The organism is Nonomuraea glycinis (genome assembly GCF_035920485.1).
Classification (GTDB): Bacteria; Actinomycetota; Actinomycetes; order Streptosporangiales; family Streptosporangiaceae; genus Nonomuraea; species Nonomuraea glycinis.
Window position 1 is genome coordinate 6756152 of sequence record NZ_CP109166.1, and the last position, 19496, is coordinate 6775647.

18 protein-coding genes and 2 CRISPR repeat arrays (1 of these 20 cut by a window edge) are annotated in these 19496 nt (G+C 71.0%); of the genes, 11 read left to right on the forward strand and 7 right to left on the reverse strand.

What is annotated here, in order from left to right; translation table 11 throughout:
• A CRISPR array of direct repeats spans positions 1 to 277; the repeat unit is 28 nt; unit sequence GGACCATCCCCGCACGCGCGGGGCCGAC (it extends 666 nt beyond the left edge of the window).
• Positions 278 to 551: 274 nt separating this feature from the next.
• Both OHA68_RS31745 and OHA68_RS31750 read right to left on the reverse strand, forming a co-directional pair.
• On the reverse strand, positions 552 to 755 hold the full coding sequence (locus OHA68_RS31745; RefSeq protein WP_327103512.1) for a DUF397 domain-containing protein: 204 nt from the start codon (positions 753 to 755) through the stop codon (positions 552 to 554).
• Positions 748 to 1569 carry a helix-turn-helix domain-containing protein gene (locus tag OHA68_RS31750; protein ID WP_327103513.1) on the reverse strand — a complete coding sequence of 274 codons (822 nt, stop codon included), beginning with the start codon at positions 1567 to 1569 and terminating at the stop codon, positions 748 to 750. The genes OHA68_RS31745 and OHA68_RS31750 overlap by 8 nt, the downstream gene beginning before the upstream one ends.
• 322 nt (positions 1570 to 1891) lie before the next feature.
• Between OHA68_RS31750 and OHA68_RS31755 the strand changes: the two genes are divergently transcribed.
• The 7 genes from OHA68_RS31755 to OHA68_RS31785 all read left to right on the forward strand — a co-directional run bounded on the left by OHA68_RS31755 (position 1892) and on the right by OHA68_RS31785 (position 8464).
• Entirely contained in the window at positions 1892 to 2365 is a 474-nt protein-coding gene (locus OHA68_RS31755; protein WP_327103514.1) for an ATP-binding protein, read from the forward strand.
• 518 nt (positions 2366 to 2883) lie between these two features.
• A complete protein-coding gene (locus OHA68_RS31760; protein ID WP_327103515.1) occupies positions 2884 to 3390 on the forward strand; it encodes a P-loop NTPase family protein in 507 nt (168 codons plus the stop codon).
• 33 nt (positions 3391 to 3423) lie between these two features.
• A CRISPR array of direct repeats spans positions 3424 to 4245; the repeat unit is 29 nt; unit sequence CGGAGCATCCCCGCGTGCGCGGGGCCGAC.
• A 483-nt stretch (positions 4246 to 4728) separates the two neighbouring features.
• Positions 4729 to 5313 (forward strand): hypothetical protein, encoded by a 585-nt coding sequence (locus OHA68_RS31765; RefSeq protein WP_327103516.1) that lies wholly within the window; start codon positions 4729 to 4731, stop codon positions 5311 to 5313.
• 126 nt (positions 5314 to 5439) lie between these two features.
• Positions 5440 to 6183, forward strand: coding sequence for a DUF427 domain-containing protein (locus OHA68_RS31770; RefSeq protein WP_189140176.1), 744 nt, complete (start codon positions 5440 to 5442; stop codon positions 6181 to 6183).
• 57 nt (positions 6184 to 6240) lie between these two features.
• Positions 6241 to 6633 (forward strand): GntR family transcriptional regulator, encoded by a 393-nt coding sequence (locus OHA68_RS31775; RefSeq protein ID WP_327103517.1) that lies wholly within the window; start codon positions 6241 to 6243, stop codon positions 6631 to 6633.
• Complete coding sequence (locus OHA68_RS31780) at positions 6630 to 7505, forward strand: ABC transporter ATP-binding protein (protein ID WP_327103518.1); 876 nt, start codon at positions 6630 to 6632, stop codon at positions 7503 to 7505. The genes OHA68_RS31775 and OHA68_RS31780 overlap by 4 nt, the downstream gene beginning before the upstream one ends.
• Entirely contained in the window at positions 7502 to 8464 is a 963-nt protein-coding gene (locus tag OHA68_RS31785; RefSeq protein ID WP_327103519.1) for an ABC transporter permease, read from the forward strand. The genes OHA68_RS31780 and OHA68_RS31785 overlap by 4 nt, the downstream gene beginning before the upstream one ends.
• A gap of 101 nt (positions 8465 to 8565) precedes the next feature.
• On the opposite strand, the gene OHA68_RS31790 is transcribed toward OHA68_RS31785, so the two are convergent.
• The 4 genes from OHA68_RS31790 to OHA68_RS31805 all read right to left on the reverse strand — a co-directional run bounded on the left by OHA68_RS31790 (position 8566) and on the right by OHA68_RS31805 (position 13408).
• Entirely contained in the window at positions 8566 to 9150 is a 585-nt protein-coding gene (locus OHA68_RS31790) for a TIGR03086 family metal-binding protein (RefSeq protein ID WP_327103520.1), read from the reverse strand.
• Between the two features lie 65 nt (positions 9151 to 9215).
• Positions 9216 to 10478 carry a M20/M25/M40 family metallo-hydrolase gene (locus OHA68_RS31795; RefSeq protein WP_327103521.1) on the reverse strand — a complete coding sequence of 421 codons (1263 nt, stop codon included), beginning with the start codon at positions 10476 to 10478 and terminating at the stop codon, positions 9216 to 9218.
• Entirely contained in the window at positions 10475 to 12313 is a 1839-nt protein-coding gene (locus OHA68_RS31800; RefSeq protein ID WP_327103522.1) for a S9 family peptidase, read from the reverse strand. The genes OHA68_RS31795 and OHA68_RS31800 overlap by 4 nt, the downstream gene beginning before the upstream one ends.
• A 24-nt stretch (positions 12314 to 12337) precedes the next feature.
• Entirely contained in the window at positions 12338 to 13408 is a 1071-nt protein-coding gene (locus OHA68_RS31805) for a C39 family peptidase (protein ID WP_327103524.1), read from the reverse strand.
• Positions 13409 to 13492: 84 nt separating this feature from the next.
• On the opposite strand from OHA68_RS31805, the gene OHA68_RS31810 reads away from it, so the two are divergent.
• Positions 13493 to 14824 carry an SWIM zinc finger family protein gene (locus OHA68_RS31810; RefSeq protein ID WP_327103525.1) on the forward strand — a complete coding sequence of 444 codons (1332 nt, stop codon included), beginning with the start codon at positions 13493 to 13495 and terminating at the stop codon, positions 14822 to 14824.
• Positions 14821 to 16260, forward strand: a complete 1440-nt coding sequence (locus tag OHA68_RS31815; RefSeq protein WP_327103526.1) for a hypothetical protein — start codon at positions 14821 to 14823, stop codon at positions 16258 to 16260. The genes OHA68_RS31810 and OHA68_RS31815 overlap by 4 nt, the downstream gene beginning before the upstream one ends.
• Positions 16261 to 16312: 52 nt before the next feature.
• Here OHA68_RS31815 and OHA68_RS31820 read toward each other — a convergent pair whose 3' ends face one another.
• Positions 16313 to 17428 (reverse strand): DUF5925 domain-containing protein, encoded by a 1116-nt coding sequence (locus OHA68_RS31820; RefSeq protein ID WP_189140186.1) that lies wholly within the window; start codon positions 17426 to 17428, stop codon positions 16313 to 16315.
• Positions 17429 to 17668: 240 nt separating this feature from the next.
• Between OHA68_RS31820 and mtnA the strand changes: the two genes are divergently transcribed.
• Positions 17669 to 18607: an S-methyl-5-thioribose-1-phosphate isomerase gene (gene mtnA / locus OHA68_RS31825; RefSeq protein WP_327103527.1), complete on the forward strand. Its 939-nt coding sequence runs from the start codon at positions 17669 to 17671 to the stop codon at positions 18605 to 18607.
• Positions 18608 to 18868: 261 nt separating this feature from the next.
• Entirely contained in the window at positions 18869 to 19465 is a 597-nt protein-coding gene (locus OHA68_RS31830) for a peptidoglycan recognition protein family protein (protein ID WP_327103528.1), read from the forward strand.
• Positions 19466 to 19496 lie beyond the last annotated feature (31 nt).

Here is a 19496-nt window from a genome sequence, read left to right on the forward strand (position 1 = left end):
CGAACGGACCATCCCCGCACGCGCGGGGCCGACCCGCATGGCTCGTCTCCCCTGCCGCCGTCACCCGGACCATCCCCGCACGCGCGGGGCCGACCTCGGAGTGGTGAACACCGTCCGGGCGCTCGCCGGACCATCCCCGCACGCGCGGGGCCGACATCATCACCCCAAACGGTCGAACCTTTCTCCCCGGACCATCCCCGCACGCGCGGGGCCGACCGTAGGGAGACCGGCAGTCTCGGACGACCCCGGGGACCATCCCCGCACGCGCGGGGCCGACACTTGTTCACCTGCGGCTTTACCGGCGAGATGTGCTGTTTTCCTTTAGTTGCTGAGCTGTGCCGTGCTGCATGCTCGGTGCCGTTATCTATTCGGACGGTTCGTTCCACTAACGCAGAGGTGTGGAGCACGATACCGCGGAGGTGGGGCTGGGGTTGGTTGTGGCCTCTGGTGGTCGGCATTACGGATCGGTGCCTGCGGTGGGCGCGCTAAGGCATGCGCGACGCCTTTGGAGGGTGCGGTCGATGAGGTGGCCGACGAGCCTGCGCGAGGTGTTAGGCCGGGTCGAACTCTCCGGCTTTGGCTCCCGCCAGGAAGGCGGCCCATTCAGAGTGCGTGAAGACCAGGGCTGGGCCGTAGGGGTTCTTGCTGTCTCGGACGGCAACTACATCGGGCAGGTTGCGTGCGACTTCGACGCAGTTGTTGCCGCCGCCACTACGGCTGCTTTTGACCCAGATAGCCTTCGAAAGATCAACCATGATAGAGGGCTTCCTTGGTTTCGCTGATCATCTGGAGGGAGTCGTCTGAGGGCAATGCGGCCTTTTGGATGCGCTCGAACACGAGCTTACAGCGCTCGACCTGCTCTGTGCTTTCGACGTAAATGTCGCCTGCCGTGCCCTCCACGTACGCCACATCAGGATCGATCTCCTCGGCGAAGCTGAGGAGTGTGAAGGCTCCTTCCAGCCCGGCATGAGCCCCTGCCTCGTATGGAAGGACGTGGACCGAGACGTTTGGTCGCCGGCTTGCGATCAGGAGCGCTTCGAGCTGCGCGTACATCACTTGCGGGCCACCGATCGGACGGCGCAGGACAGCCTCGTCGAGGATCGCGCAGAGCTCCGGAGCGTTGGGCCTGCTGAGCAGCGTACGGCGCGCCATACGTGCCATGACCCGGCGTTGGACATCATCGCCGGGGCGGAGCGTAGTGATCACAGTTCGGGCGTAGTCCTCCGTTTGGAGAAGCCCGGGAACGAGTTGTCCCTCCCACTGGCGGATCAAGGAAGCCTCGTCTTCGAGGCCTATGTAGGAGCCGGTGAAGATGTCGGCATACGCAGTCCACCAGCCGCGTTGCCGGACATCCTTCGCGAGCTGGATCAGTCCGGCGCGGACATCGAACCCTACGCCGTAGAGATCGCAGACCGCGGCGACGTCTTTGGGGCTCGCCATCGTTCGCCCGGTTTCGATGCGACTGACCTTGCTTCGGCTCCATCCGAGCTGGGCAGCGGCGGCCTCGGGCATCAGGCTTCTTTCCTCGCGCATCTTGCGCAGTTCGCGCGCGAGACGCCGGAGTCTCACCGTGGGGCTGTGGGCCGGTGGCATAGGGGCCAGTGTGTCAGATCGTCGATCGGCCTCACTATCCCATTGCTCTATTCACTCTAGATATGCACTGTGCATTGACATCCTGAACTGTGTAGTCGCATCATGACTTTAAGTAATCATCCGGTGGTCAGAGCGTCTATTCGGTGCACCGCTTAGTAGGGAACAAGGTCGCCGTGTGCCGGATATCCCCTTGATGGGAAGGTTCGATCATGAAGTCGAAGCGGACATCTCGTGCGTTCTTTGCACACCAGTGCATTCTATCTAGGACTGTTTCCATCCGACCGGAACGCCAAAGTGGATGGCCGTTTCCGTGGTGAAAAGCGTATTTCTCGGCGAAATGGTAATGCCAGGGATTGCCCGCTTGGTGCCGCTGTTCCGGCACTTCGTGGGAGACGCGCTCACAGCTTCAGGGCATCAGAGTGTGGAGGGCGCCCAACTTGTGGTCAGCGAGCTGGCCACGAACGCTGTCCTGCACAGTAGATCGAGTTGGCCGGGCGGGCTGGTCGCCGTCGACCTGATCGCGATCGGCGACGGCCTGGCCCGTATCGAGGTGACCGACGAAGGGGGAACAACCCTTCCACGGCCTCGTGACGCTGACGACGGCGATTGCCATGGGAGAGGGCTGCGCCTCGTCGAACGGATGTCACAGCAATGGGGCGTACGTCTGGACACCCGCGGATGGAAGAGCGTGTGGGCCGACGTGCCTACGACGGAGGACGCCCTGATCGGACTGCTGGACATGTCGTCGTATGTCGAGGAGCCGTCGCAATGAGCATGGGTTCCGCACGGAGCTTCGATTTGGTGCTTGTCCGCTCGGCGTAGAGGCGAGCGTGGTCAGCGAAACGGCCTGGTCGCGTTGATCTGCACATGGCATGGAAAGCGGGTGACGCCGGTGAGGTGGAAGCCGTTCGGGGCCATGGGTCCTGGCCGGTGGGTAGGAGATGAGAGGACAGGCCCGAATCCGCTAGGTAAGCGACCATGTGGTCCACGAGATCGTCGGCGAGGGAGGGTTCGGTGAGGTCTGGGTCGCCGTCGAGCAAGAGTCGGCGAACTCCGCCCGAGTACAGCGTCGCGAGCAGTCCGTGGTGTTCGAGCTTGAGGGGGGTTGCTCGGAAAGCGGAGTATGCCTGGCCCGTGGCTATTGGGAGTTGCTTCCCGCAGATCAGTCGCCAGTTGTGGACGCTGGAGACCATCCTGGGCGAGTTCGATGCCCTCCGGAGGGGCCGATGAACGCGACCGTCGCAGCCCATCTGACCATCACCGTTCCGTCTATCGTGAAGCATCGTGCGGATGAAGCGGGTCGCTGTCGTCGGGTCCGGTGGGAGCGGCAAGTCCCACGTGGCCTGCGAACTCGGTCGCCTGCTGGACGCCCCGGTCACCCATCTCGACGCGGTCTACTACGACGACGGGTGGAACCCGCTGTCTCCGGAGAAGTTCGAGGCGGCCCAGCGGGAACTGGTCGCGGAGCCGCGCTGGGTGATCGACGGCAACTACAACGCCTCCTTGCACGTCCGGTTGGAGGCGTGCGACACCGTTGTGATGATGGACGTACTCACCTGGGCTGCCCTGTGGGGGATCGTCTCCCGTCAGCTCCGGTATGGCGCCGGCCAGCACACCTCCGGTGTCTACAACCGCATTCATTGGGGTGTGATCAAGTACGTCGCCACCTACCGGCGACGCATGCGCCCCAAAGTGCTGGCGAAGGTCGACGAGTTCGCCGCGGGCAAGCAGGTGGTGCTCCTGACCAGCCGCGCCAGGACCCGCCGCTGGCTGGAGCAGGTGGCCGCCAGCCGCTGACCTTGGAACTCCCGATACTTGACGCGCTTGGGGAGAACCATCCCCGCGTGCGCGGGGCCGACGGTGCGTGTCCCGTGGTGGCGACAACCAGAACAGGAGCATCCCCGCGTGCGCGGGGCCGACGGCGATGACTCCTACACGGACATGGCCAGGCTGGGAGCATCCCCGCGTGCGCGGGGCCGACCCGCGCGGGCCTGGCCCTGACGGGCTGGATGTCGGAGCGTCCCCGCGTGCGCGGGGCCGACGCGCCGTCCCGGACCACCGCGACCGGCCCCATGGGAGCATCCCCGCGTGCGCGGGGCCGACCAAGATTCTGGGTCGGCGGCTGGCGGGCGAAGGGGAGCATCCCCGCGTGCGCGGGGCCGACATGAGCCGCCGTGGTGGAACGGTGATCGATCTCGGAGCATCCCCGCGTGCGCGGGGCCGACCCAGCGCCGGGCGATGCGCGCGGCCTGGACGGCGGAGCATCCCCGCGTGCGCGGGGCCGACGTGGCCGGCACCAGGCCGACGTCCCGCACCTGCGGAGCATCCCCGCGTGCGCGGGGCCGACGCCGCCGAACCCCTGCAGCGCGAGAAAGAAACCGGAGCATCCCCGCGTGCGCGGGGCCGACCCATTTCTACGTCTCCTAGGTTGGGCTGGTTACGGAGCATCCCCGCGTGCGCGGGGCCGACGACGGCAGGCCATCGGCGGAGTACGGGCACCTGGGAGCATCCCCGCGTGCGCGGGGCCGACGAGCCGACCGGCGCTGACCTGCGCAACGGGAACGGAGCATCCCCGCGTGCGCGGGGCCGACGGGCGGGGCTAGTGGCGGCTCGGCCACGATTCCGGAGCATCCCCGCGTGCGCGGGGCCGACACTTGTTCACCTGCGGTTTTACCGGCGGGATGTGCTGATTTCCTTTAGTTGCTGAGCGATGCAGTGCTTCATGTTCGCTGCCGCTATCTGTTCGGACTGTTTGTCCGCTGACGCAGTGGTGTGGGCACGATATCGCGGAAGCCCGGCTGGTCGGGTTGGTTGAGGCTTCTGGGATAGGTAGTCGGAGACGGAGGTTGGAACCTTGCCCGGTCTCCACGGAGTAGTCGTCGAATTGGCTCGGCGGGGTTGCGGTCGTCTGCGGCGTTCCTGTCAGTGCCGGGTGAGATGACTTCGGCATCTGTGCGTCAGCGGGGAAGCAGCGCTCGGCAGACGGCTGGGTTCGCCTCTACGCGAACGTGATCATAGGAGGAGTCGCCGATGAGGTGGCAGAGAATTTGAGAGGTTAGGCCGGGTCGCTCTCCGTCTTTGGCTCCTGCCTAGAAGGCGGCCCACCATGGGCATGATCGCGTAATCTCTTCTGTCATGATGGCCGACTCGTTGGCGCGGAGGGTCACGGATCTGCTGGCTCCGCAGGTGCTCGTGATCGCGATGCCGCCTGCCGTCGGTCTGATCGCCCAGGGGTGGCCTGGAGCCGCGTGGGGGCTGCTGGCCTCCGCTCTCTGCGGTGGTGTGCCCGCCACGGTGATCGCCGTGGGGGTGCGCTCGGGGCGGCTGGACTCCCATCACATCGTCGACCGGGCCCGTCGGACCGGTCCGTTGCTCGCCGCCGTCGCCGCTGTGCTGCTCGCGTTGCTGGTGCTGGCCACGCTGGGTGCGCCGAGGCTGCTGGTGGCCACCGTGACCGCGATGCTCGCCGCCCTGGCCGTGACCATCCCGGTCACGCTGCGCTGGAAGATCTCCTTCCATGCCGCCGTCTCCGCGGGCACGGTCGTGGTGCTGGCGCAGGTGCTGCCCGCTCTGCCTACCTTGGCCGCCGGAGCGGCCGTGGTGGCGCTGGTGTGCTGGGCGCGGGTACGGCTGGCCCACCACACCTCGGCCCAGGTGGGCGCGGGGGCCTTGGTGGGGGCCTTGGTGACGTGGGTGACGCTGGCGGCGTTCGGCCTGTGACAGCGGGGTGATCAAGCGGCGCACCGGCCCGCGAGGGCTGAGGGGGTGGGCCGGCGTTTGAGAGCGCCTTGCGGGTAGGGGGCGTGGGTACGGAATAGTGGGGTGTGGACGGGGGTTTTCGCGAGCATGGATGCCACGAACCGCGGCCGGGTGCGTGTCGAGCGCTCGGCCAAGCGTGTCAGGACCTACCTCGGCGGCCGGGTGGTGGCCGACACCACCCGGGCACTGCTGGTCTGGGAGGTCCCCTACTATCCCACCTACTACTTCCCGCTGGAGGACGTCGAGGAATCGGCGCTCAAGCGGACGGACACGACCAAGCACTCGCCGAGCAGGGGCGACGGCGTCGTCTACACGGTGACGTCCGGGGTCGTGGAGGCGCCGGAGGCGGCGCTGGCCTACCCGGAGTCGCCGCTGGAGGTCATCCGGGGGCATGTGCGCTTCGAGTGGGCGGCGATGGACGCCTGGTTCGAGGAGGACGAGCAGGTCTACTTCCACCCGCGGGACCCGTACACGCGCGTGGACATTCTGCCGAGCTCGCGTCATGTGCGGGTGGAGGTGGACGGGGTGACGGTGGCGGATTCCCGCCACGCCAGGATCCTCTTCGAGACCGGCCTGCCGGCCCGCTACTACCTGCCGAAGACGGACGTACGGCTGGACCTGCTGGAGCACACCGACACCGTCACCCACTGCCCCTACAAGGGGAGCGCGGAATACTGGTCGGTCAACGGGCACGAGGATCTGGCGTGGTCCTATCGCACGCCGCTGCCCGAGAGCGAGCGCGTCGCCGGCCTGGTCGCCTTCTACAACGAGAAGCTCGACATCTACCTCGACGGTGAGCTGGAGGAGCGGCCGAAGACGAAGTTCGGTTGACAGATCCGGCCCGGATCCAACACCCTTTCACTAATCGAATAGTGAAAGGGTGTTTTGGTGATCGAGTTCCAGTTGGACAGGGGTTCGGGGGTGTCCACGTACCTCCAGCTCGTCCACCAGGTCAGGCAGGCGTTGCGGCTGGGCACGTTGCGGCCGGGTGACAAGCTGCCGACCGCGAGGGAGGTCGTCGAGAGCCTGGCGATCAACCCCAACACCGTGCTGAAGGCCTACCGCGAGCTGGAGCGCGAGGGGCTGGTGGCGGGTAAGCCGGGGCTCGGCACGTTCGTGGAGCGCGGTCTTCCCGGGGGGACGCTGGCCGACCACACGCGTCTGCGGCGCGGGCTTGAGACGTGGGTGCGGCAGGCCCGGGAGGCTGGGCTGGACGAGGAGGATCTGCGGACGCTGTTCGGCGCGGTGCTGGCCGACGCGGCGCGGGAGGGGGTCGCGTGAGGCCGCCCGTGCTGGAGGCGACCGGGCTGGGCGTGCGCTATCGACGTGGCTGGGCGCTGCGCGACTGCTCGCTCGCCCTCCCGGCCGGGCGGGTCGCCGCGCTGGTCGGGCCGAACGGAGCGGGCAAGACCACGCTCATGCACGCCGCCGTCGGGCTGCTCGCCCCCGCCCGGGGCAGTGTCGTCGTACGGGGACAGGCCGCCTTCGTGGCCCAGGACAAGCCGCTGTACGAGACGTTCACCGTCGCCGACATGCTCACCTTCGGCCGCCGGACGAACCTCCAGTGGGACCAGCGGGCGGCGCTGCAGCGGCTGGCCGGGCTGGACATTCCGCTGGACCGCAAGGTGGGCCGGCTGTCCGGCGGGCAGCAGGCGCAGGTGGCGCTGACGATCGCGCTGGCCCGGACCCCCGACCTGCTCGTGCTGGACGAGCCGCTCGCCAACCTCGACCCCGTCGCCAGGCACGACGTGATGCGGGCGATCATGGCGGAGGTGGCCGAGCACGGGCTGAGCGTGCTGCTGTCCTCCCACGTGGTCTCCGATCTGGAGGAGACCTGCGACTGGCTGGTCGTGCTGAACGGCGGACGGTTGCAGGTGAGCGGCGACATCGAGGACCTGCTGGCCGGACATCTCGTGCTGACGGGCCCGGCGGAGCTCGCCGAGACGCTGACGGGCGCCGGGGGCTCGATGGGCAGGGTCCAGGTGGTGGCGGTGAGTCGTACCGCGCGGCAGGTCAGGATGCTCGTCAGGGGTGAGCCACCGCTGGACCCGCGCTGGCAGGCGCGGCAGCCGGGGCTCGACGAGCTGGTCATGGGCTATCTGCGCAGCCCCGAGTCGGCCGCGCTGCCGGGACTCGCGCAGGTGGGCCGATGATCTGGGTCACCTGGCGTCAGCACCGGGCGCAGATCCTGCTCACCGCCGCCTTCCTGGCCGCGCTCGGGCTGCTGCTGCTCGGGTCGGCGATCGAGGCCACGCTGTACGTCTCCGGGCACGCCGCGCCCGGCTGCCCGGGGAGCGCGCCCGCGTGCGCCCCGCTGGAGGTGGCGCTGGGGGAGCGGTACGACGCGATCTACTCGATCTTCGGCTGGATGCCGCTGGTGCTGCCCGCGCTGATCGGCGCGTTCTGGGGGGCGCCGCTGCTCGGCAGGGAGTACGAGCGCGGCACCCACCGGCTGGCCTGGACCCAGGCGGTGCCGGTGTGGCGCTGGCTGGCGGTCAAGCTGGCCGTGCTCGGCGGGGCCGTGGTGGCCGGCGGGCTGCTGCTGTCGCTCATGGTCAGCCTGTGGCGGCCGGTGTTCCGGGCCGGGATCGAGTCGTCGTTCGGCAACGTCGGCGTGTTCAACATGGTCGGGGTGGCGCCGGCCGCGTGGTGGCTGTACGCGTTCGCCCTCGGCACGCTCGCCGGGACCGTGCTGCGGCGCACCATGCCCGCGATGGCGCTGGTCGTCGCGGGGGTGGCGGTGACCATGTTCACGCTGTTCGCGCTGAGCGAGCACTACGCGACCCCTGAGCGGGTGGTGCTCTCGGACACCACCGTGCTCGCCGATCCGGACGCGCGGCTGGTCGGCGCGACCTGGGTGGACCCGTCGGGCCGGGAGATCGACAGCCCCGGCGCGGAGGTCTGCCCGCGCCGGGTGGACGCCGGGCGGAGCAACCGGAACACCGAGGCGTGGGAGAAGTGCCTGTTCGGCAAGGGGTACGGCTATGCCGTCTCCTACCATCCGCCCACGATGTTCTGGCGCTTCCAGTGGACGGAGGCGGGCATCCTGCTGCTCGCCTCCGGCGTGATGGGCGGCCTGGCCGTGCGGCGCACCCTCCGCCGCACGGCCTAGCGACCCGTACTCGAGCGACCCGTACTCGAGCGAGCCGCTGACACCTGAGCGAGCCGCTGAAGCCGTGCGGCCCGTTCGTGGTGAGCGTCAGGCCGTGAAGGTCAGGGACGGCTCCAGTGCGGGTCGCGGCCCAGGTAGCGCAGGAGGGTCGCGATGTCGTCGTCCGCGGCCTCGGGCGCCAGCGCCGGCCCGAAGGCGAAACCGCGCACCGCCTCGGCGGTCTGCCGCGCCACCGGCAGCAGCCCGGCGGCCAGCTCGGGCGTCAGCGGCGACGGCAGGCCGGTGGCCACCGCGATGTCCCACGCGTGCACCGCCGCGTCCATGGCACAGGCGCCCGCGCCGAGCTCGGGCGTCATCTTGTTCGGCGGCATCGGCACCGGCACCTCGCCCGCGGCCCTGTCGACACCCGCCCACGCCCTGGCCGCGCGGCCCATGGCGTCCTCCGCGTACGCCACCGGGTCGGCGGGCAGGGTGCCGGAGGGCGCGAACGGGTTCTCGTCCGGGCCGGGCTCGCCGGTCAGGAAGGCGGCGTAGCCGATCTGGTCGCCCGCGGCGTGCTGGAGCACCTGGGTGACGTTCCAGTCGGCGCAGGGGGTGGGGAGCTCCCAGGCGTCAGCGGGCACGTGGCCCACGACGGTGCGAAGAGCCTCGTGTGCGTTGTCGAGCAGTGTCCAACCGGAGGTCATGACTGGTGCCCCTTTCGGCGTTTCCCGTTGTCACCACTATAGCAGAACGGAACGGTTTGTTCCACTCAAGTGAGGAGCCGGGTGAGCACCCTCGTGCCGAACTCCAGTCCCTCCACCGGCACCCGCTCATCCTTGCCGTGGAACATGCCGAAGTAGTCCAGATCGGGCCGGAGCATGAGCGGCGCGAACCCGTACCCCTCGATGCCGATCCCGGCGAACGACTTGGCGTCCGTGCCCCCGCTCATCACGTACGGCACCGGCCTGGCCAGCGGATCCTCGGCCACCAGCGAGCCGGCCAGCTCGTCGAAGAACGCCGAGGGGTACGGCGCGGCCGGGGCGTCCTCCAGGTTCACGAACTCGCGGACGATCTTCGGGCCGAGCAGCTCGTCGATCGTCTCCAGGAACTCCTCCCGCAGGCCCGGCAGGTAACGCCCGTCCACGTGCGCCTCGGCCGTCGAGGGCACCACGTTCACCTTGTAACCGGCCCGCAGCATGGTCGGGTTGGCGGAGTTGCGGATCTGGCTCTGGAACAGGTGGCCCAGCGCGCCGAGCCGGCGCGCCTCCTCGTCCAGGCGGTCCAGGTCGATCGGCGTGCCGGTGATCTCCGACAGGCTCCGGAGCAGAGCGACCACGGACGGCGTCAGCCGTACCGGCCACGAGTGGGCGGCCACCCGCGACAGGGCGTGCGCCAGCGTGGCGACCGGATTGTCCACCGCGGGCCTGGAACCGTGCCCGGCCACGCCGTGCGCGGTCAGCTTCATCCAGGCCGTGCCCCGCTCGCCCACGGCCACCGGGTAGACCCGGTGCTCGCCGGAGGCGACGCTGAAGCCGCCGGACTCGCTGATGGCCTGCGTCACGCCGTCGAACAGCTCCCGGTGCTCGGTCACCGCGTGCCGCGAGCCGTAGTCGCCGGTCGCCTCCTCATCGGCCAGGAACGCCAGCACGACGTCCCGCTTCGGCCGTACGCCGCGCGCCCGCAGGCCGAGCACGGTCGCCAGCGTCATCGCGCACGAGCCCTTCATGTCCACCGCGCCCCGGCCATGGACGCAGCCGTCGTCGATCTCGCCGGAGAACGGGTGCGTCCGCCACTCGGCGGGCTCGGCGGGCACCACGTCCAGGTGCCCGTGGATGAGCAGCGCGTCGGGGGAGTCGCCCTCCAGCCTGGCCACCACGGTGGTACGGCGTGGCGCCGGCTCGAACACCTCCGGCTCCAGTCCCGCCTCGGATAGCAGCGTGGCCACGTACTCGGCGGCCGGGCGCTCGCCCGAGCCCGGGTTGGTGGTGTCGAACCTGATCAGGTCCGAGCAGATCTCGGCGACGCTCTTCACGCGTGTCCTTCCAGCTTGAGCGGCGCCACCTCGGGGGTGTCGAACCCGAAGAGGATGCCGTAGAAGGCCAGCTCGGCCTCCAGCACCGCCACGATGGTCTCTTCTCTGCGCCAGCCGTGCTGCTCGCCCGGATAGGTGAGCAGGGCCCACCGCTTGCCGTGCCTGTCCAGCTCGGCGACGAACCGCCGGGCCTGGCCGACGTCCACGATCGCGTCCTCCAGCCCGTGCAGCATGAGGCACGGCCCGGACGCCTGGTCGGCGTGCAGCAGCGGCGAGCGGTCGGTGTAGCGCTGCCGGGTCTGCGGCAGCGGGCCGATCAGGCCGTCGAGGTAGCGGGACTCGAAGTCGTGCGTCTCGGCCGCCCAGCTCTCCGGGTCGGTGATCGCGTAGTGGGCGACGCCGCCCGCGAACACGTCGCTGTGCACCAGCGCCGCCACCGTCGTCCAGCCGCCGGCGCTGCCGCCCCGGATGGCGATGTTGGCGGCGTCGGCCAGGCCCAGCTCCACCAGGCCGCGCGCCACCTTGGCGCAGTCCTGCACGTCCACCACGCCCCACTGGTGGCGCAGCCGCTCCCGGTAGGCCCGGCCGTAGCCGGTGGAGCCGCCGTAGTTGACCTCGGCCACGCCGAGGCCCCGGCTGGTGAAGTAGGCGATCTCCAGGTCGAGCATGACCGGGCTGCTGCCGGTGGGCCCGCCGTGCGCGAAGATCAGGTACGGCGCGGGGCCCTGGACCCCGGCCGGGGGATACAGGTGCGCGTGCACGCCCTCGATCGTCACCGGCTCCGGGTCGGGCAGCAGGGCGCGGTCGGGCAGCGGCTTGGGCGCCGACACCACTTCGGGCCCGCCCCCGTCCAGGTCCACCAGGACCACCTCCAGCGGCGTGTACGGGCTGGCCGCCACGGCCGCGACCTTGCCCCCGGCCGCCGACACGGTGGAGGCCCAGTAGGTCGCCTCTTCGCCGCCGATCTCCCGCAGCTCCCCGCCGTCGGGATCCAGCACGCCCAGGCGGCGGCGGTCCGCCGTGCCGTACACCACGACCAGCCGCCCGTCCGCCACCGCCAGGCAGGTCAGGCCGGGCTTCCACGGCGCGGCGCCGAACTCGGCCGCCATCGGCGTCAGGTTGCGGCCACGGGTGCCGTCCCGGCCGATCACGTGCACGTTCCACCAGCCGGTCGGGTCCGTGACCGCGTACAGGCTGTCGTCGTCGCGCCACTCGGCCTGCACGACCGACTCCTGCGGCCCGCCCGCGACCACCTCGTGCGGGCCCGCCGCCCCGTCCGCGCCGAGCGGGGCGACGCACAGCTCGGTGCCGTCCCACGGCATGGCCGGATGGTTCCAGCCGATCCAGGACAGGTGGCCGCCGCCGGGGGACAGGCGGGGGTTCATCACGAAGTGCTGCGCCTGGACGATCCGCCTGACCGGGCCGCCGCCGCCGAGCGGGATCGCCACCAGGTCGCGCACGTCCTCGATCTCCCGTACCGCCCACACCTCCTCGCGGCCGGGCGGCAGGTAGAGGTCGGCGTAGCGGGCGGGGCCCGCCGGCGTGAGCGGCACCGGGTCGCCGCCGTCGAGGCGGTAGACGCGCTGGTCGGCCCAGTTCGTGAAGACCAGGCCGCCGCCGGGCAGCGGACGCCAGGAGCGGCCGCCGTACTCGATCACCCGGTTGCGCGCGTTCCAGCCGGTGGGCAGGGCGTCGACGCGCTCGCCGCCGGGCAGCCGGCGCACCACGCACCGCCTGCCGCCCTCGTGCGGGCGCGGCTCGTCCCACCACACCTCGACGCCGTCGGGCGTGGCGACGGCCTCCACCCACTGGGGTCCGCCGTCAGTGCGTGCCACATCGATCGGTCGAATACTCATATTTCACCAATTGCCATCGGATGGGGGCAGGGACAGTTCGGGAGGATGCAGGACGCACACGATGCCGCCACTGCCGTTGCCACCGGCGCTGCCGGCGCTCCTGAGCCAGACGTTCTCGAACGCGGCCCGCGGGCAGACCCTGCGCACCCGCGCGCCGCCCCCCGGCGCGGCCGGATCGTTGACCAGGATGTCGCCCCCGGCGGTGAAGCCGGTGACGACCATGAGGTGCCCGCTGGTGGAATACCCGGAGCCCGGCAGCTCATGCGACCTGAACGACAGCGAGGTGATCACCGGGATGCCGGCGCGGACCAGCCGCTCCAGCTCCGCCGCCGACCGCAGCCTCGTCACGAACCCCGCCAGCCCGTACGTCCCCGCGTAGGCGACGTTGAACGGCCAGTTGCCGGTGCCCTGGTAGCTGGTGTCGTAGCAGCCGCGCGCCGCGTGGTCGACCGCCGGGCACGGGTCGTCCTCGCCCACCCAGCCGAGCTCGTCCGGCCCGGGGCCGCGCTCCCAGTAGGCGAGCACCATGGCGACCGCGGCGGGGCCGCACCAGTGCGCGCCGCCGCCGTCGTACTCGGGATGATGCCCCGCGTGCTCGTGCTGGGAGTAGGCGGGAACCACCAGCTGGAACGGTCCCGCCGAGGCGGAGGCGCTCGGCGTCACCGGCCGCGGCGGCACGGCCGAGGCCAGCACGCCCAGGCAGTCCACCCGCGCGCCCGCGCCGTGCGCCGTGACCCGCACCTGGAAGGCCGCCATCGGCCGCCGGGCCACGAACGTGTCCACCGCCACGTCGCCGTCCTGGTCGCCCTGCCCGGGAACGGAGGTGCGCGGCCGGCCGTGCGCGGACCACCGGCCCATCACGTACCACTTGGTGCGCTGCCCCGACCCGGTCGTGGCCCGCAGCTCCACCTCGATCCAGGAGCCGGGAGGCGTGTGCGCCGTCCACGAGGCGACGAGCTGCGTCGCGGCGAAACCGATCGGGTGCTCGTCGCTCGTCCACACGCCGTCCCCGGCGGGCACGGTGAAGCGGGTGAAGGCGACTTCGGCCAGGTCGACGGTGAGCACCAGGCCCATTGTGGACCGGCCGCACCGCCCGCGCATCGGAGGTTTTACGTACGCCTTCCGAATGTGTCAGTGGTGATCACTATCGTCCCGATCATGACTCAAGCGGTGCAGGCGTACTCCTACGCCGGGCCCTCCGTGCTCGCCGACGGCCGTCTCGGACTGTCGACCTCCGGCGGCACGGCCCTCTCGGGCCCCCAGACCCACCCCCGGTTCTTCAGCGGGCTGCTCACCCACGCCGCCCCGGCCGCCGCCGGTCTGCTGGCCGTGGCGGACGTGGCGCTCACCCGCTATCACCAGCCCCGCCCCGGCTGGACCCGCGACCCGGTGGTGACGTGCGACGGCGACCGGCTCAGGTTCGAGTCGTTCTCCGCCTGCGGCGGCGTCTACGCCCGGCTCGACGTGCTCGGCCTCGACGGGGACGTGCTCGACCGCGGCACCACCAACGTCGACGTGAACGGCCCGCTGCGCGAGTCGCTGGCCAGGGTCGGCGGCAAGGACCCGCTGCACCTCGGCGTCGGCCCCGACGAGCTGACCGTCACCACGCTGGACGGCGCGGTCGTGGAGAAGAAGGTGCCGCTGCCCACCCGCTGGCTGCGCGGCTTCGCCGAGGTGCAGGTGATCGCGGCCGGCTTCGACCTGCGGGCGGAGCTGCAGGGGCCGCAGGCGGTGCGCTTCCTGCGGTCGCTGCCGCGCAAGGCGTCCACCGCCGTGTGGGCCGCGCCGTCCGGCCGTGACCTGCGCCTGGCCTCCGGCCCCGGCCGCGGCGCGGTGAGCCTGGCCGGCGTCGGCCGCGTCGCCACGCTGATGCCGCTGCTCAGGTTCGCCAAGGCGTTGCGCGTGTACGGCCCGGCGGCCGGTGCGGGCCACCAAGCCTGCGCGTGGGAGCTGGAGCTGCCCGGCATGCGCTACACCCTGGCCGTCTCGCCCGAGCCGTGGCGCGGGTTCTCCGGTGAGGGCGCCGTCCTGGAGCACCTGGCCACCGACGAGGCGGCCGGCGACGCCGACGTGGTCGGCATGCTGCTCAACTTCGAGCCGACCGTGGAGATGGGCCTGCTCGCCGACCGCTCGGGGCTGACGGTCGAGCGCGTACGCGCCGCGCTCACCCAGCTCGGCACCGCCGGCCGCGTCGGCTACGACCTGCACGAGGCCGCCCACTTCCACCGGGAGCTGCCCTACGAACGGGACCAGGTGGCTCAGCTCAACCCCCGGCTCACCGCCGCCCGCGCGCTGGCCGACTCCGGCGCGGTCCGGCTCGACGGCGACCAGGCCCAGGTCACCACCTCCGGCGGCGTCAGGCGGGTGGCGATCGAGCAGGGGACCTGCACCTGCGAGTGGTGGTTCGACCACCGCGGCTCACGCGGCCCGTGCAAACACGTGCTCGCCGCCAGGATCGCCGCCCGCCTGACCGTGGACATGCCCGCATGAGCCTCGGCAGAGAGACGACACCGACGCCCGACACCGTCGACGCGGCGACGGTGGCCGAGCTGGAGCGCGCACTCGAAGAGACGACCGACCCCGCCCCTCCGCCGCTGCCGCCGATCAGCCGGGTCGCTGGGCTGGGGTCCGCGGTCTACTGGACGGCCTGGCAGGACCTGGAGCGGTGGCTGGCGGCGTTCGTCCGGTTCCACACCGAGGACCTCCAGGGGCTCAGGGCGGCGATGAAGGAGCTGGCGGAGCGGCGGCCACCCCCGTACGACAAGCGCGAATGGCAGTATCCCGCGCACTGGGTGGAAGCGCTGGCCGACGTGATCGCCACCCCCGGACCTCACCCCGGCGGCCGGCTCCCCGACCTCTCACGGGTCTCCGCACCGCACTGGCTGCTCCTGCGCCGCCTGGCGGAGCTCCACGCCGCCGTGCGCGACGGCACACCGCCGCCCTACCTGCTGGCCACCCCCACCACCGGCACCGGCGGGCTCGCCCCGGCCGCGCTCGTCGCCAGGATCGAGGGGTACGAGCGGGCGGGCGTGGAGGCGCTGCCCGCCGACCTGCAGCAGGCGCTGCTCCGGCTGCCGCACCGCACCCCGTCCGAGGTGGCGGCGCGCGCGAGCCGGCTGACCGGTGCGGCGGGCGTCACACTGGCCGGCTGGCTGGCCCGCAGGCCCCTGCCGCGGACCCGGATCGGCTGGCGGCACGGCTCGGGCCGCTATCTCGACGACCGGGAACCGGCCGCCACGGACGACCCCTCCCTCGTCCCCGGGATCCGGGCCGAGCCCACCGGGCTGGAGCTCGTCGACCACCTGCTGTCCGATCCCCGGCCGTCCCGGTGGCAGGCCGACGGTGACGATCCGGGCGGCTGGGTCGCGATGATGCCTCACGACCGGGAGGCCATGGCGGCGCACCTGCTTCCCCACCTCCTCTGCCGGGAGCACGGATCCCACCTCGAGCTCGCGCACGTCCAGACCCTGACGGCCACGGACGGGCAGCCGGGGGAGGCCATCGCGCTCCTGGTGGCTTATTTCCTGCTCAACCGCAAGTGGAACCGTGCCTCCTCCGGGGTGTCGCTGCTCCTCGACCTGGCCGCCAGGGGTGATCTGCCCGCCGCCGAGGTCGGGCGTCAGCTCGCGCTGCTGCTGCGGCGGACCTGGCTGAAGCCGGTGTCGCTGCGCGAGTCGATGGAGCTCGCGGCCGACCGGGGCGGCCACCACCTGTGGCAGGTCATGACCGGCCTGCTGCCCGTCTATCTGCCGGGGCCCGGCGAGCGGGCGCACGCCGCGCACACCCAGGCGCTCGCGCTCGCCGCCCGAATCGCCGACCGCACCGGGGCCAGGGGCGCGCTGCCGTGCGTGGCGGAGATCGCCGGACGTACAGGCGACAGCGGCCTGATCCGTGAGGCCCGCCGCCTGCACGCGAGCCTCACCTGAGAGCTTCCCGCCCGGGAGAGTCGCGGGGGCGCACCCGGGCGGGGACCGACCCCTACAAGTACAGGCCGGTGTTCTCGCCGGCGGAGGTGGACGGGGTGACCGCGCGGCCCGAGCGGAGGGCGTACAGCTCGGCCAGCGTCGCGCCCGAAGGGCCGACACCGTCGGCGTGGCCGAGCCAGGACACCGCCTCGTCCCTGGTCAGCGGGCCGACCTCAAGCTGGGCCAGGCAGCGGCCAGGGCGCACCACGGCCGGGTGCAGGCGGGCCAGGTCCTCGTTGGTGGTGATCGCCACGAGCACGTCCCGGCCCTGGCCGAGCAGGCCGTCGGTGAGGTTGAGCAGGCGCGACAGGCCCTGACCCGTCTGGGTCTTCGCCGACGCGCTGATCAGCTCGTCGCAGTCCTCCAGCACGAGCAGCCGCCAGCGCTGCTTCTCGTCCTCGTCGTTGTCGTAGCCGACGGCCACCTCCATCAGGTAGCCGGGCTCGTCGAACAGCCGCTCCGGGTCCAGCACGCAGTCGACCTGGCACCAGTCCTGCCACTGCTTGGCCAGCGTGCGCAGCAGCGTGGTCTTGCCGGTGCCGGGCGGGCCGTGCAGGAGGATGAGACGGCCGTTCACATCGGCCGGGGTGACGGCCATCAGGTCCTCGAGCGAACGGCGTACCGACGCGGAGTAGTTGCCGCTGATGTCCTGCCAGGGCTGGGCGGTGATCGGCTTGTCCGAGCGCGTTCCCCCGTGCGAGCCGCGCCACCAGAAGCCCATGTCGACGTGGTCGGTCTCCGGCTCCGGCTCCTCCGCCCCCTCCAGGCTCTCCTTGAGCACCGAGCGGGCCAGCTCCTCGCTGATCGCGGTGACGCTGATCGTCGCGGCGCGGTTGCGGTGCCGGATGACCCGCAGGGTCCAGCCGTCGCCGCAGATCAGCCGCGACTCCGAGCCGTCCTCGATCTGCGCGGTCCGTACGACGCGGCCGTGCGGGGGACGCAGCGGGGCGTCCGGGCGGACCCGTTCCAGGCTGGCGAGCCTCGACCAGGGCTGGACACCGGTGGCGAACGGCGACAGCGCCAGGGCGTCGATGACGTCGATGGCCGAGTCGGAGTCGTCTATCCAGATGTTCATCGGCAGCTCGGCCGACTCCTGACCTGGGAACGGCACCTCCTTCATCACAGACATAACTCCAATGATCACAGTTAGCAGGACTTGATGTCGAAGGGTTTGCGGAAAATCACCCTGTCTTGGTCGGCTCTCCTGTCGAACCGCTCGCCCGCCGTCTCGCCGTCTCGCCGTCCGCCGCACCCGACCAGGCGCCGGCGAACGCTGTCGAAACCCCTATGACCACCTTCGGCGGCCACGGGCGTTACGTTACCTCTGGGAATAGGTCATGACTTGTACGGCCTGCGTTAGCGTGCAGACGTGAGAACCATTGACTGGGTGGACGGCGCCGTCGAGCTCGTCGACCAGACCCGGCTGCCCGGCGAGTGCGTGATGCTGCGCCTGCGTACCGTGGACGAACTCGTCGAGGCGATCCAGCGGCTGGCCGTGCGGGGCGCGCCCGCGCTGGGGGTGGCCGGGGCGCTGGGGGTGGTCCTCGCCGGAGACGATCGCGACGCCATCGCCAGGCTGCGCGCCGCCCGGCCGACCGCCGTCAACCTGGCCTGGGGCGTCGACCAGGCCGCCGCGCACCTGGGGGAGGGGCCGCAGGCCGTGCTGCGGGCGGCGCTGCGGATCAGGGACGACGACATCGCCGCGTGCCTCGCCATGGGGGAGCGCGGTGCGGACCTGCTGGAGGGCGACGGCCTGCGGATCATGACCGTGTGCAACACCGGCGGGCTCGCCGCCGTCGAGCGGGGCACCGCGCTCGGCGTCGTGCAGACGCTGCACGAACGCGGGCGGCTGGCCGAGGTGCTGGCGCTGGAGACCCGGCCGCTGCTGCAGGGCGCCCGGCTCACCACCTGGGAGCTCGCCAGGATGGGCGCGCCGCACCGGCTGATCACCGACTCGGCGGGACCGTACCTGCTGTCCAGGGGAGGCGTCGACGCGGTGCTCATCGGCGCGGACCGGATCGCCGTCAACGGCGACACCGCCAACAAGATCGGCTCGTACGCGCTCGCGCTCGGCGCCCGGCGGGCCGGGGTGCCCTTCATCGTCGTCGCCCCGGAGAGCACGATCGACCCGGCGACCCCGTCCGGCGAGCACATCGAGATCGAGGACCGGGCCTCCGGCGAAGTCGTCACCTTCGCGGGAGTAAGAGTGGCTCCTGAGGGCACACAGGTGGCCAATCCGGCGTTCGACGTGACGCCACACGACTTGATCACAGCCATCGTGACGGAGAGGCGGGTCATCCGGCCCTGAGTGAAATAGGCCGATCCGGAGACCTATTCATGCTTCCGCGTTACGCTCGGTTGCTATCAATGCCGATTTCTGGAGCATCGTATGGCCATTGACCTTGTGCGACGACAGGACTGGGACGCACGGTCGCCGCGCGGCGACTACACACAGCTTGGTACCACCAAGGGGGTGAAAGTTCACTACACCGGTGGGCGGGTCGATCCCGGAATCGTCGGCGACCACGCCGGTTGCGTCAAGCTCGTCCGGTCCATTCAGAGTCACCATATGGATGGCAATGGGTGGATCGACATTGGCTACTCATTTGTCGCGTGTCCACATAAAAAGGTATTTGAGGGGCGGGGGCTGCACCACTTACCGGCCGCCAACGGCTCCGGGCTCAACTCGGGCCATTACGCCGTGCTCGGCCTGGTCGGAAACTCCGGCCTGGTGGAGCCGCCCGATGCCCTGCTGCACGCCATCCTCGACGCCGTCGACCACGTACGTGATCAGGGGCGGGCGGGCAAGGAGATCAAGGGACACCGGGACGGATTCCCCACCGACTGCCCCGGCGGTCCGCTGTACGCCTGGGTCCAGCGCGGCGCGCCCCGCCCCGGCACCGACCCCGTCCCCGGCGGCCCGTCCACGACGGCCCCGCCGTTTCCCGGCCGGCTGCTGAAGTACCCGCCGATCATGCGCGGCGAGGACGTGCGGACCTGGCAGGCCAAGGTGGTCGAGCGCGGCTTCGAGCTCGATGTCGACGGCGCGTACGGTCCCGCCTCGCGTGAGGTTTGTCTCTCTTTCCAGCGTCAGCAGGACATCGAGGACGACGGCGTCGTAGGGCCGGTCACCTGGCGCCTGACCTGGGACGCACCGACGATCTGACCCCGCTTGTCCCACCTGTGCCAGCATGCGC